Genomic DNA, 12,616 nt, shown 5'->3' on the forward strand with positions numbered 1-12,616 from the left:
ACAGCGCCCAGAATGCATGCACGGCCAGCCCCCTCTCCCATTTATGGGAGAGGGTTGGGGAGAGGGAAACAGGCAGCGCAGGGGCCCCGCCCTCTCCCCCGGCCCCTCTCCCATGAATGGGAGAGGGGAGGAAAAGCGTGCTCATACCGTCACCCCGGCCGCGCTGCGACCGAAATAGCGGCGCGACAGGCGATCGAACCACAGGTAGATCACCGGCGTGGTGAACAGTGTCAGCACCTGGCTGAGCAGCAGGCCGCCGACCATCACCAGGCCCAGCGGCTGGCGCAGCTCGGCGCCGGAACCCGAGGCCAGCATCAGCGGGATGGCGCCGAACAGCGCCGCCAGGGTGGTCATCAGGATCGGGCGGAACCGCAGCAGCGCCGCCTGGTAGATCGCCGCCTCGGGCGCCATGCCCTGATGCCGCTCCGCCTCCAGGGCGAAGTCGATCATCATGATCGCGTTCTTCTTGACGATGCCGATCAGCAGGATGATGCCGATGATGGCGATCAGGCCCAGGTCGTTGCCGGTCAGCAGCAGCGCCAGCAGCGCGCCGACCCCGGCCGAAGGCAAGGTCGAGAGGATGGTGATCGGGTGGATGTAGCTCTCGTAGAGCACGCCGAGCACGATGTACATGGTGACGATGGCCGCCAGGATCAGCAGCAAGGTGCTCGACAGCGAGGCGCGGAAGGCCTCGGCGGCGCCCTGGAACTGGCTCTGGATGCCGGCAGGCAGGTCGATGTCCTGCTGCACCTGCTCGATCACCGCCACCGCCTCGCCCAGCGACACGCCACTGGCCAGGTTGAACGACACGGTCACCGCCGGGAACTGGCCGATATGGTTGACCAGCAGGCTGGCCGCACGCTCGTCGATGCGCGCCAGGGAGGCCAGTGGCACCTGGCCGCCGCTGGCGGTGGCCACATGCACCTGCTGCAAGGCCTGCGGGCCGAGCTCGCCGGCGCCGGCACTCTCCAGCACCACGCGGTACTGGCTGGCCTGGGTGAAGATGGTGGAGATCTGCCGCTGGCCGAAGGCGTCGTACAGCGCATCGTCGATGTCACTGATGCTCACGCCCAGGCGCGAGGCGGCGTCGCGGTCGATCTGCAGGTACACCTGCAGGCCACGGTTCTGCAGGTCGCTGGCCACGTCACGCAGCTCGGGTTGTTCGCTCAGCACCTCGATCAGTTTCGGCGTCCATTCTTCCAGCAGCGCGGCATCCGGCGACTCCAGGCTGAACTGGAACTGGGTGCGGCTGACCCGGTCCTCGATGGTCAGGTCCTGCACCGGCTGCAGGTACAGTTGGATGCCGGGAATCGCCGCCAGTGCCGGGCGCAGGCGCTCGATCACCTCGCTGGCGCTGACCTCGCGCTCGGCATGCGGCTTGAGGTTGATCAGCAGGCGGCCGCTGTTGAGCGTGGCGTTGTCGCCATCCACGCCGATATAGGACGACAGGCTGGCGACCGCCTCATCCTGCAGAATCACCGCGGCCAGACGTTGCTGGCGCTCGCTCATGGCGGCGAAGGAAATGCTCTGCGGCGCCTCGGAAATGCCCTGGATCACCCCGGTGTCCTGCACCGGGAAGAAGCCCTTGGGCACCGCCAGATACAGCACCACGGTCAGCGCCAGGGTACCGAGGGCCACCAGCAGGGTCAGCGGCTGGTGCTTGAGCACCCATTGCAGGCCGACCCCGTAGCGCTCGATCAGGCCGTCGATAAAGGCGCCGCTGGCGCGGTAGAAACGCCCCTGCTCTTCCGCCTTCTCGGGCTTGAGCAGGCGCGCGCACATCATCGGCGTCAGGGTCAGCGAGATGACCAGAGAAATCAGGATGGCCACCGCCAGGGTGATGGCGAACTCGCGGAACAGCCGCCCGACCACATCGGCCATGAACAGCAGCGGGATCAGCACCGCAATCAGCGAGAAGGTCAGCGAGATCAGGGTAAAGCCGATCTGTTTGGCGCCCTTGAGCGCGGCGTTCAGCGGTGTCTCGCCCTCCTCCAGATGGCGGGCGATGTTCTCCAGCATGACGATGGCGTCGTCGACCACGAAGCCGGTGGCGATGGTCAGCGCCATCAGGGTCAGGTTGTTGACCGAGAAGCCCGCCAGGTACATCACGCCGAAGGTGCCGATCAGCGACAGCGGCACCACGATCGACGGAATAACGGTGGCAGACAGCTTGCGCAGGAACAGGAAGGTCACCAGCACCACCAGGCCGATGGCCAGGATCAGCTCGAACCGCACGTCGTCGATGGCCGCGCGGATGGTCTGGGTGCGGTCGGTGAGCAGCTTGACCTCGACGCTGGCCGGCAGGCTGGCGGTGATCTGCGGCAGCAGCTTCTGGATGCGCTCGACCACCTCGATGACGTTGGCGCCCGGCTGGCGCTGGATGCTCACCAGCACGGTCTGGTTGCGGTCGGCCCAGGCGGCCAGGCGCTCGTTCTCGGCGCCGTCGATGACCGTCGAGACATCCTTGAGGCGCAGCGCAGCGCCGTTTTCGTACTTGAGGATCAGGTCGAGGTAGGCCTCTGCCGACTCCAGCTGGTCGTTGGCATCCAGCTGCGAGACGCGGGTCGGGCCGTCGAAGTTGCCCTTGGGCTGGTTGACGTTGCTCGCGGTGATCAGCGTGCGCACATCGGACAGGTTGAGGCCATGGCTGGCCAGGGCCTCGGGGTTGACCTTGATGCGCACCGCCTTGCGCTGGCCGCCGGCCAGGCTGACCAGGCCGACGCCGCTGATCTGCGCGATTTTCTGCGCCATACGGGTGTCGATCAGGTCATGCACTTCGGTCAGCGGCATGCTCGCCGAGCTGATCGCCAGGGTCAGCACCGGGGTGTCGGCCGGGTTGACCTTGTTGTACACCGGCGGTGCCGGCAGGTCGCTGGGCAGCAGGTTGGTTGCCGCGTTGATCGCCGCCTGAACCTCCTGCTCGGCCACATCCAGGTTCACTTCCAGGGTGAAGCGCAGGGTGATCACCGAGGCGCCGCCGGAGCTGGTCGAGGACATCTGCTTGAGCCCCGGCATCTGGCCGAACTGGCGCTCCAACGGCGCGGTCACCGCGCTGGTCATCACCTCCGGGCTGGCGCCGGGATACAGGGTGAGGACGCGGATGGTCGGGTAATCCACCTCCGGCAGCGCCGAGACCGGCAACAGGCGGTAGGCGATCAGACCGGTGAGGAAGATCGCCACCATCAACAGGGTGGTGGCGACCGGACGCAGGATGAACAGGCGCGAAGCGTTCATGCGTCGTGCTTCTGCTCGGCTTTGCCCTTGTCAGCCGGCTGGGCCACGGCGCCGGGTTCGCCGATCACCTGCACTTCGCTGCCGTCCTTGAGTTTGTCGGTGCCTTCCAGCACCAGGCGTTCGCCGACTTTCAGACCAGCACTGATCAGGGTCAGCGCACCGTCGCTGGCGCCCACTTCGACTTTGCGCAACTGCACCTTGTCCTCGTTATCGAGGAGGAAGACGAAGGTGCCACGGGCACCGAACTGCAAGGCCGCCGAAGGAATCAGCGTGGCGCCCTGGCGGGTCTCCACGCGCAGACGGACATTGACGAACTGGTTGGGAAACAGGCTCTCGCTGGCATTGTCGAAACGCGCCTTGAGCTTGACCGTGCCGGTGGCGAGGTCGATCTGGTTGTCCAGGCTGTGCAGCACGCCTTCGGCCAGCAGCTGTTTCTCGCCGCGATCCCAGGCCTGCACCAACAGCTGCTCGTTGTTGCGCACCCGCGCCAGCACCGGCGGCAGGTCGTTCTCGGCCAGGGTGAAATTGACCGTGATCGGCTTGACCTGGGTGATCACCACCAGCGCGGTGGTGTCGCCGCTGCTGATCAGGTTGCCGGCATCCACCTGGCGCAGGCCCAGACGGCCGTCGATCGGCGCACGGATGCGGGTGAAGTCGAGGTTGAGGCGCGCCTCGGCGACGGCGGCCTGGTTGTTCTTCACCGTGCCACGGTACTGGCCGACCAGCGCTTCCTGGGTGTCCAGGGTCTGCTTGGCGATGGAGTCTTCGGCGTACAGGCCTTTATAGCGGGCCAGGTCGATCTCGGCGTTCTTCAGCTGCGCCTGGTTCTGCGCCAGGGTGCCTTCGGCCTGTTGCAGGGCGACCTGGTAGGCACGCGGATCGATCTGCGCCAGCAGGTCACCGGCCTTGACCAGCTGGCCTTCCTCGAACAACACCTTGACCAGCTCGCCGTCCACCCGCGAGCGCACACTCACGGTGTTCAGCGCGGTGACCGTACCAAGGGCCTTGAGCTCGATATTGAAATCGCCCTGGCTGACCTCGGTGACGCGCACCGGTACCGGGCCTTTGTCGCGCCCCCAGGGGCCGCCGCGCTCATCCTCTTCGGCAGACTTCTCCGGCCACAGCCACCCCAGCAACAGGACGATGGCGAGCAGCGCCAGGGCAATCAGCCAGGGGCGGTAAGAGCGCGATGCAGAGCGAATATCAGGCATGGTCCGGGTCACTTTCCTTGGGAGCGTGAACGATAAGTACTATCAGCCGTGAAGCAAAGGGCTTTACCGCTCATTTACCCTTCATTGACGTAACCAAGTGTTTGACCCACAAAAGAAAACGGCCTGCTAGGCAGGCCGTTTCAAGGTATTGCAGAAACTTACTTCAGAACGGCGATGGCGGCAGCGTAATCCGGTTCATCGGCGATTTCGCCCACCAGCTCGCTGTGCAGCACCTTGCCCTGTTCGTCGACTACCACAACTGCGCGGGCGGAAACGCCAACCAGCGGGCCGCTGGCGATGGCCACACCGTAGTCTTTGAGGAAATTAGCGCCGCGCATGGTCGACAGGTTGACCACGTTGTCCAGGCCTTCGGCGCCACAGAAACGCGCCTGGGCGAACGGCAGGTCGGCGGAGATGCACAGCACCACGGTGTTGGGCAGCGCGCTGGCCTCGGCGTTGAACTTGCGCACCGAGGTGGCGCAGGTCGGGGTGTCGACGCTGGGGAAGATGTTCAGCACTTTTCGCTTGCCGGCCAGGCTGGCCAGGCTCACGTCGGAGAGATCCGTGCCCACCAGGCTGAACGCCGGTGCCTGCTGGCCGGCTTGCGGCAGTTGGCCGTCAACCTGGATCGGATTGCCCTTGAGGGTTACTTGAGCCATTTCAGTGTCCTTCTGGTTGTAGTTGAGCCCGACGCCGCAGCGTAAGGCTGGAAAACGGCAAGCATGCGCCTGCGGTGGTGACGAAGGTTAGCGCGATTGTGTCCGGCAAACAAAAAAGGCCGGCAGATTGTGCAGGCCTTTTTGCGGATGCCGTCGGTGGGTCAGGAGGCGTTACCCACCCTGGCGAACAGGCCGTGAGCAGGATTCAGGCGCTGGCCTTGAGCGTCACCTGTGGGTTGGCATGGAAGAACACATGCTCACGGATCGGTCCCACCGCGACTTCGCCGATTTCCTCGTAGCCCTGGCGTTTGTAGAACTCCAGATAGTGCGGGTTGCCGGTATCCAGCACCACGCCCTGAGAGCCGGCATCTTCCGCGCACCAGTTGTGCAACGCGCCGAGCAGTTGCTCGCCGAGGTGCTGGCCCTGGAATTCCGGGTGCACGCCAATCAGCGGCAACACGTGGTAAGGGCCGGGCGGCAGGCAGGCGAGCACCGCGTCGTGGTACTCCAGGTAGCGTTTGGTGCAACGGAAACCGGTGGTCATCAGCATGCGCAGACGCCAGCCCCAGCTCTCGGTGATGTCCAGGCGACGGATTGGCGGGGCGATCAGGGCGATGCCGACCAGACGTTCCTCGATCAGCAGGCCGATGGCCGGCAGCTCCTCGGCAAAGTGCTGCTGCACCAGCTCGCGCACGGTGGCACGCACACGCTGGTCGAAGCCGGGGCGCTCGCTTTCGAACAGGTAGGCGAAGGTGGGGTCGTGACGGTAGGCGTGGTACAGCAGGGAGCGGGCTTCGCGGCTGTAGCCATGGTCGAGCAGGCGGACTTCGGCGGTGCGATGGGGCATCGGGCTGACCTCATTTGTTATAGGTTTTGCGGGTCGCAGACCAAGGTAGCACCGTGCCACAAGGCCTGCCAGGAGCTGGCCGTCACCCGACGACTGGGCTAGCATCGCGGTTTTACTCCGTCGGTAGCTGCCCATGAAGATCGTTTCCTTCAATATCAACGGCCTGCGCGCCCGCCCCCACCAGTTGGCCGCGCTGATCGAGAAGCACCAGCCGGATGTGATCGGCCTGCAGGAAACCAAGGTCTCCGACGAGCAGTTCCCGGAAGCGGAAATCCGGGCGCTCGGCTACCACGTGCACTACCACGGGCAGAAGGGCCACTACGGCGTCGCCCTGCTCTCGCGCCAGGCACCGCTGGAGCTACACAAGGGTTTTCCCGGTGACGAGGAAGACGCCCAACGCCGTTTCATCTACGGCACCTTCGCTGATGCCCAGGGCAACCCGGTGACTGTGATGAACGGCTACTTCCCCCAGGGCGAGAGCCGCGACCATCCCACCAAGTTCCCGGCCAAGCAGCGTTTCTACGCTGACCTGCAGAACCTGCTGCACAGCCAGTTCAAGCCTGAGCAGGCGCTGGTGGTGATGGGCGACATCAATATCTCCCCGGAAGATATCGACATCGGTATCGGCGAACCCAACCGCCTGCGCTGGCTGAAGACCGGCAAATGCAGCTTCCTGCCGGAAGAGCGCGAATGGCTGGCCACGCTCAAGGGCTGGGGCCTGGTCGACAGCTTCCGCCAGCTCAACCCGGCGGTGAACGACCGCTTCAGCTGGTTCGACTACCGCAGCCGCGGCTTCGAGGACGAACCCAAGCGCGGCCTGCGCATCGACGTGATCCTCGCCACCCAGGCGCTGCAGGCGCGCATCAAGGATGCCGGCGTCGACTATGAGCTGCGCGGCATGGAAAAACCTTCTGACCATGCGCCGATCTGGCTGGAGCTGAACTGAGCGCGCGATCAATACGCGGCGCATAACCTGTAGGGCGGGTGCAACCCGCGCCAGGTCAACGCGGGTTTCACCCGCCCTACACCCTGCTCCCTGAAGGAAAACGCGAAGCATCGCCGCGGTTTTTCTGCGCCGGCGCCCTGTAGGAGCGAGCTCTGCTCGCGAACGGGCCACCCCCTAAAGCTTCGCGAGCAGAGCTCGCTCCTACAGTCTGCCTGCCGCCACCGCGTTGGCCGTAGCCCGGATGCAATCCGGGAAGCAGGCCGCTCCGCTCCCGGATTGCATCCGGGCTACAGCGCTACATAACCACAGCCAAAGCCGAAAACGCCGACCCAGAGCGGTCGCTGTAACCTGGCTGCAATCTAACCGTCTTAATCTGCGCGGCACTTTCCCTCCCTCGAAGAAGGCTCTTGCTGCAATGTCGCGCACCCTGCCCGTTAGTGATCGGCACTCCTGGCACCAGGCCTATGCCTGGTTGTTGCTCGGTTTCATCTGCTATGCCCTGCCCTGGTCCGTGTTTGCCGCGAGCGATGCCGGCAGCGTGCTGCGCATCCAGGGCTCCAACACCATCGGCGCCAAGCTCGGTCCGGCCCTGGTGCAGGGCCTGTTCGAGCAACAGGGGCTGCGCAATATCCGTATCGAACCGGCTGCCGCCGAGAACGAACAACGGGTGCTGGCCGAGGACAAAAACGGCCGCCCCGTAAGCATCGCCGTCGCCGCCCACGGCTCCGGCACCGGCTTCGTCGCCCTGCAGGACGGCAGCGCCGAATTGGCCGCCTCCTCGCGCCCGATCAAGGATGGCGAGGCCGACAGCCTGGCCAAGCTCGGCGACATGCGCAGCCGCGCCGCCGAACAGATCATCGCCATCGACGGCCTGGCCATCATCCTGCATCCGGGCAACCCGCTGGCTGCACTCACCACCGCCCAGCTCGCGGCCATCTTCGCCGGCGAAATCAGCACCTGGGAACAGCTGGGTGGCCGTGGTGGCCCCATCACCCTGTATGCCCGCGATGACAAATCAGGCACCTACGACACCTTCAAGGAGCTGGTGCTGACGGCCAATGGAAAGAGCCTCGCCGCCGGCGCCAAGCGCTTCGAGTCGAGCAGCCAGTTGTCCGACAGCGTCAGCCAGGATCCCAGCGCCATCGGCTTCATCGGCCTGCCCTATATCCGCCAGAGCAAGGCCGTGGCGATTGCCGCCGGCGAATCCCAGCCGATGCTGCCGAGCACCACGCTGATCGCCACCGAGGACTATCCGCTGTCGCGCCGCCTGTTCCTCTACACCTCGCCCACTGCCGAGAATGCCTGGGCCAAGTCCCTGCTGGAATTCGCCCACAGCCCGGCAGGCCAGGCGATCGTCGAGCAGAACGGCTTCATCGCGCAGACGGTACAGGCGGTCAAGGTCAGCGGCAGCCCGAGCATGCCGGCCAGCTACCAGAAGCTGACCAACGAAGCCCAGCGTCTGTCGGTGAATTTCCGCTTCCAGGAAAACAGCGCCACCCTCGACAACAAGGCCCAGCGCGATATCGCCCGGGTGCTCGACTACCTGAAAAGCCAGGACAAGCTGCACAGCAAGGTGGTACTGGTCGGTTTCGGCGATCCGAAGAACGACCCCAGCCGCTCGGCCCTGCTGTCCAAGCTGCGGGCCATGGAAGTGCGCCGCGAGCTGTCGCGCGGCGGGGTGATTTTCCGCGACATCACCGGGCTCGGCGCCCAGCTGCCGGTGGCCGCCAACAGCGGCGATGAAGGCCGCAGCAAGAATCGGCGCGTGGAGGTCTGGGTCTACTGATTGCCCAGCCCCTCGCCGCCATGGAGAACGCCCTGCACGTCAGGGCGTTTTCCGTTTCGGTCCGCAGCCCTGGACCCGTACAAGCCTTGCAACAGCCGGCAATTTGCGGCAACCGCCCAGGCGCACTAGCCTGCCAGTAGTGACGCCGGGCCCCTCTGGCGGTGAGCCTTCACCGTGATGTCGGAGTCACTGTCTGCAGGCAGCGACGGGAGGGCCCCATGAACAACCTGCTCAGTCTCCTCACCAGCCCCATGCTTGGCACGCCGACCTGGCTGTGGCTGAGCTTCTTCACCATCGTCATCGCCCTGCTGATATTCGATCTCGGCGTACTGCACCGCGACCAGCATGAGATCGAGATGCGCGAGAGCCTGCTGCTGTACAGCGGCTACTTCAGCGTCGGCGTGCTGTTCGGCGTGTGGATTTGGCATGAACTCGGCGCCCAGAGCGCCCTGGAGTTCTACACCGGCTTTCTGGTCGAGCAATCGCTGTCGATGGACAACGTGTTCGTCATGGCGCTGATCCTCGGCTTCTTCGATATCCCCCGGCGTTACCAGCACCGCGTGCTGTTCTGGGGCATCATCGGGGTGATCGTGCTGCGCGCCCTGATGATCGGCCTGGGCACGGCGCTGGTGCAGCGCTTCGAGTGGATGCTCTACCTGTTCGGCGCCTTCCTGTTGTTCAGCGGCGTGAAGATGCTCTTCAGTCACCCGGAGCATCACCCGGACCTGGCGCAGAACCCGCTGCTGCGCTTTATCCGCCGGCATTTCCGCATAACCGATCACCTGTATGACGGACATTTCTTCGTTCGCCTGCAACCACCGGGGCAGCCCCATCCCCTGCTCTATGCCACTCCGCTGTTTCTCGCCCTGGTCCTGATCGAACTGGCCGACCTGGTGTTCGCCGTGGACAGCGTGCCGGCGGTATTTGCCATCACCCAGGACCCGTTCATCGTCTACACCTCAAACATCTTCGCCATCCTCGGCCTGCGCTCGCTGTACTTCGCCCTGGCCGCGCTAATGCATCGTTTCATTTACCTGAAGTACGCCCTGGCCCTGGTGCTGGTGTTCATCGGCGGGAAGATTTTCCTGCATGGCCTGATCGGCAAGATTCCCGCCCTGCTCTCTCTTGGCGTAACCTTCGGCCTGCTGGCGGGCGGTGTGTTGTTGTCGCTGCTGAAAACCCGCGAGCAGAACCAGGAGAGCAAACCCTAATGCCCGATGTGCGCATCGAAACACTGGAGCAGCACGGCCGCCTGATATGGCGGGTACGCGTGGGTCGCCGTGCCCTGACCTTTCACGAGGAGCTGGCTGCGCGCACCTTTGCCGCGCAAATGCATATTCGCCTGGACTGGCTGAGCCGGCAGGCGCAGGCAGAAAGCGCCGACAGCCACTGATACGTAGCCCGGATGCAATCCGGGAAACAGGCGGCTCCGCTCCCGGATTGCATCCGGGCTACAACGGTAGAAACGACAAGGCCCGCAAATGCGGGCCTTGTCGTTACTGAGCCAGGCTCAGCGGCTGGCTTTCATCGCGTCACGCGGCACGTACTTGCCGATCTCGAACTTGCCGATGGCCATGCGGTGCACTTCGTCCGGGCCGTCGGCCAGGCGCAGGGTACGCTGCATTGCGTAGAAGTAGGCCAGCGGCGTGTCGTTGGAGACACCGGCACCGCCATGGATCTGGATCGCCCGATCGATCACGTTGAGCGCGACGTTGGGCGCCACCACCTTGATCTGGGCGATTTCGCTGGCCGCGATCTTGTTGCCCACGGTGTCCATCATGTAGGCGGCGTTCAGCGTCAGCAGGCGCGCCTGGTTGATTTCGATCCGCGAGTTGGCGATGTGGTCGATGTTGCCACCCAGGCGCGCCAGCGGCTTGCCGAAGGCGGTGCGGCTGACGGCGCGCTTGCACATCAGTTCCAGGGCGCGTTCGGCCATGCCGATGGAGCGCATGCAGTGGTGGATACGGCCTGGGCCAAGGCGACCCTGGGCGATCTCGAAACCACGGCCCTCGCCGAGCAGGACGTTCTCGTACGGCACACGGACGTTCTCGAACAGCACTTCGGCGTGGCCGTGCGGCGCGTCGTCATAGCCGAATACCGGCAGCGCACGGAGGATCTTCACCCCGGGGGTATCGGTTGGCACCAGGATCATCGAGTGCTGCTGGTGGCGCGGCGCGTCCGGGTTGGTCAGGCCCATGAAGATCATGATCTTGCAGCGCGGGTCGCAGGCGCCGGAGGTCCACCACTTGCGGCCATTGATCACCCACTCGTCGCCGTCACGCACAGCGTTGGCTTCCATATTGGTGGCGTCGGATGAGGCCACACCCGGCTCGGTCATGGCGAAGGCCGAGCGGATCTCGCCGCGCAGCAGCGGCTCCAGCCACTGCTGCTTCTGCGCTTCGCTGGCGTAGCGCACCAGGGTTTCCATGTTGCCGGTGTCCGGCGCCGAGCAGTTGAACGGCTCGGGGCCCATCAGCGAGCGGCCCATGATCTCGGCCAGCGGCGCGTATTCCATGTTGGTCAGGCCGGCACCGTACTCGGACTCTGGCAGGAACAGGTTCCACAGGCCTTCGGCTTTGGCCTTGTTCTTCAGCTCTTCCATGATAGCGGTTGGCTGCCAGCGGTCACCTTCGTTGACCTGCTGCTCGAACACGGCCTCGTTCGGGTAGACGTGGGTGTCCATGAAGGCGGTGACGCGTTCACGCAGTTCCTGAACTTTGGGGGAGTAGGCGAAATCCATGGGTAGCTACCTTCTAACGACCAGGGCGAGGTTGTGGTTTCAATCTGCAAATGATGCTAGAACAGTGACCTTGATTTATCGAACCTATTTTCATGGCTTATTAACATTCATCACTGATATATGATCCGGCGCACTGGATCGGCATGACGAGAGCCCGCAATGAATCTGAGCAAGGTCGACCTCAACCTCTTCATCGTCTTCGACGCCATCTACACCGAAGCCAACCTGACGCGCGCCGGGCAGATCGTCGGCATCACCCAGCCGGCCGTGTCCAACGCCCTGTCGCGCCTGCGCGAAACCTTCAATGACCCGCTGTTCGTGCGCACCGCCCAGGGCATGGTGCCCACGCCTATGGCGCAGAACATCATCGGCCCGGTGCGCAACGCTTTGCAGCTGCTGCGTGTGTCGGTGCAGGAAAGCCGCACCTTCACCCCCGCACAGGCCAACAAGACCTACCGCATCAGCATGACCGACCTCACCGAGGCGATCATCCTGCCACCGCTGTTCCAACGCCTGCGCCGCCTGGCGCCGGCCGTACAGATCGAGAGCTTTCTGTCCAAGCGCCGCGAAACCACCAAGGAGCTGGCCGCTGGGCGCCTGGATTTCGCCGTCGATGCGCCGCTCAACACCGATACCCAGGTGCGCCACGTCAAGCTGATGGACGACCGCTACGTCTGCGCCCTGCGCCAGGGCCACCCGCTGGCCAAGGACAAGATCAGCCTGGACGAGTACCTGTCGCTGACCCATATCCAGATCTCCAGCCGCCGCAGCGGCCTCGGCTATGTCGACCTGTCGCTGGGCAAGATGGGCCTGCAACGCAAGGTGGCGCTGCGTTCGCAGCACTACATGATGGCCTCCACCGTGCTGCAGAACACCGACATGGCGATGACCGTGCCCGAGCGCTTCGCCCGCCGCCACGGCCTGCATTACGTGCAACTGCCGGTCAACGACGTGCCGTCCCTGGAAACCCACCTGTATTGGCACGAAAGCACCGACCAGGACCCGGCCAACCGCTGGATGCGCGAGCAGATCATCGAGATCGCCCAGCAGATCGGCGCCCAGGAGAAGAAGCTGGAAAGCGAAGCTAAAGCCTGAGCTATACCTGTTAACAGGTTGAATTAAAACAAATACTGCTCGAAAAACGCCGCGATTTCCCAAAGAAGTCGCGGCGTTTTTTCTGCTGCGGCAAACCT

General features: G+C 64.4%; 10 protein-coding genes. 5 read left to right on the forward strand and 5 right to left on the reverse strand.

Annotation, left to right across the window (positions count from 1 at the left end; genetic code table 11):
- Positions 1–141: 141 nt before the first annotated feature.
- The 4 genes from HNE05_RS10250 to HNE05_RS10265 all read right to left on the reverse strand — a co-directional run bounded on the left by HNE05_RS10250 (position 142) and on the right by HNE05_RS10265 (position 5,951).
- Complete coding sequence (locus tag HNE05_RS10250) at positions 142–3,234, reverse strand: MdtB/MuxB family multidrug efflux RND transporter permease subunit (RefSeq protein WP_173206545.1); 3,093 nt, start codon at positions 3,232–3,234, stop codon at positions 142–144.
- Complete coding sequence (locus HNE05_RS10255; RefSeq protein ID WP_173206548.1) at positions 3,231–4,445, reverse strand: MdtA/MuxA family multidrug efflux RND transporter periplasmic adaptor subunit; 1,215 nt, start codon at positions 4,443–4,445, stop codon at positions 3,231–3,233. Before HNE05_RS10255 ends, HNE05_RS10250 begins: the two co-directional genes overlap by 4 nt.
- A gap of 158 nt (positions 4,446–4,603) precedes the next feature.
- On the reverse strand, positions 4,604–5,104 hold the full coding sequence (tpx, locus tag HNE05_RS10260) for a thiol peroxidase (protein ID WP_173206552.1): 501 nt from the start codon (positions 5,102–5,104) through the stop codon (positions 4,604–4,606).
- A gap of 205 nt (positions 5,105–5,309) precedes the next feature.
- Positions 5,310–5,951 (reverse strand): GNAT family N-acetyltransferase, encoded by a 642-nt coding sequence (locus tag HNE05_RS10265; protein ID WP_173206555.1) that lies wholly within the window; start codon positions 5,949–5,951, stop codon positions 5,310–5,312.
- Positions 5,952–6,084: 133 nt separating this feature from the next.
- On the opposite strand from HNE05_RS10265, the gene xthA reads away from it, so the two are divergent.
- The 4 genes from xthA to HNE05_RS10285 all read left to right on the forward strand — a co-directional run bounded on the left by xthA (position 6,085) and on the right by HNE05_RS10285 (position 10,076).
- Complete coding sequence (gene xthA, locus HNE05_RS10270; protein ID WP_173206558.1) at positions 6,085–6,897, forward strand: exodeoxyribonuclease III; 813 nt, start codon at positions 6,085–6,087, stop codon at positions 6,895–6,897.
- Positions 6,898–7,312: 415 nt separating this feature from the next.
- Complete coding sequence (locus HNE05_RS10275) at positions 7,313–8,683, forward strand: phosphate ABC transporter substrate-binding/OmpA family protein (RefSeq protein ID WP_173206561.1); 1,371 nt, start codon at positions 7,313–7,315, stop codon at positions 8,681–8,683.
- Positions 8,684–8,901: 218 nt separating this feature from the next.
- A complete protein-coding gene (locus HNE05_RS10280; RefSeq protein WP_173206565.1) occupies positions 8,902–9,894 on the forward strand; it encodes a TerC family protein in 993 nt (330 codons plus the stop codon).
- Positions 9,894–10,076 (forward strand): hypothetical protein, encoded by a 183-nt coding sequence (locus tag HNE05_RS10285; RefSeq protein WP_173206568.1) that lies wholly within the window; start codon positions 9,894–9,896, stop codon positions 10,074–10,076. The genes HNE05_RS10280 and HNE05_RS10285 overlap by 1 nt, the downstream gene beginning before the upstream one ends.
- A 117-nt stretch (positions 10,077–10,193) precedes the next feature.
- On the opposite strand, the gene HNE05_RS10290 is transcribed toward HNE05_RS10285, so the two are convergent.
- Complete coding sequence (locus HNE05_RS10290; RefSeq protein ID WP_173206571.1) at positions 10,194–11,423, reverse strand: acyl-CoA dehydrogenase; 1,230 nt, start codon at positions 11,421–11,423, stop codon at positions 10,194–10,196.
- Positions 11,424–11,582: 159 nt separating this feature from the next.
- On the opposite strand from HNE05_RS10290, the gene HNE05_RS10295 reads away from it, so the two are divergent.
- A complete protein-coding gene (locus tag HNE05_RS10295; RefSeq protein ID WP_173206574.1) occupies positions 11,583–12,518 on the forward strand; it encodes a LysR family transcriptional regulator in 936 nt (311 codons plus the stop codon).
- Positions 12,519–12,616 lie beyond the last annotated feature (98 nt).

Source organism: Pseudomonas campi, from assembly GCF_013200955.2.
GTDB lineage: Bacteria > Pseudomonadota > Gammaproteobacteria > Pseudomonadales > Pseudomonadaceae > Aquipseudomonas > Aquipseudomonas campi.

What these genes read in the sequence shown, in the direction of transcription:
- HNE05_RS10290 (WP_173206571.1), bottom strand. Translation starts at nt 11,423, where the DNA reads ATGGATTTCGCCTACTCCCCCAAAGTTCAGGAACTGCGTGAACGCGTC.
- HNE05_RS10285 (WP_173206568.1), top strand. Translation starts at nt 9,894, where the DNA reads ATGCCCGATGTGCGCATCGAAACACTGGAGCAGCACGGCCGCCTGATA.
- xthA (WP_173206558.1), top strand. Translation starts at nt 6,085, where the DNA reads ATGAAGATCGTTTCCTTCAATATCAACGGCCTGCGCGCCCGCCCCCAC.
- HNE05_RS10265 (WP_173206555.1), bottom strand. Translation starts at nt 5,951, where the DNA reads ATGCCCCATCGCACCGCCGAAGTCCGCCTGCTCGACCATGGCTACAGC.
- HNE05_RS10280 (WP_173206565.1), top strand. Translation starts at nt 8,902, where the DNA reads ATGAACAACCTGCTCAGTCTCCTCACCAGCCCCATGCTTGGCACGCCG.
- HNE05_RS10295 (WP_173206574.1), top strand. Translation starts at nt 11,583, where the DNA reads ATGAATCTGAGCAAGGTCGACCTCAACCTCTTCATCGTCTTCGACGCC.
- tpx (WP_173206552.1), bottom strand. Translation starts at nt 5,104, where the DNA reads ATGGCTCAAGTAACCCTCAAGGGCAATCCGATCCAGGTTGACGGCCAA.
- HNE05_RS10250 (WP_173206545.1), bottom strand. Translation starts at nt 3,234, where the DNA reads ATGAACGCTTCGCGCCTGTTCATCCTGCGTCCGGTCGCCACCACCCTG.
- HNE05_RS10275 (WP_173206561.1), top strand. Translation starts at nt 7,313, where the DNA reads ATGTCGCGCACCCTGCCCGTTAGTGATCGGCACTCCTGGCACCAGGCC.
- HNE05_RS10255 (WP_173206548.1), bottom strand. Translation starts at nt 4,445, where the DNA reads ATGCCTGATATTCGCTCTGCATCGCGCTCTTACCGCCCCTGGCTGATT.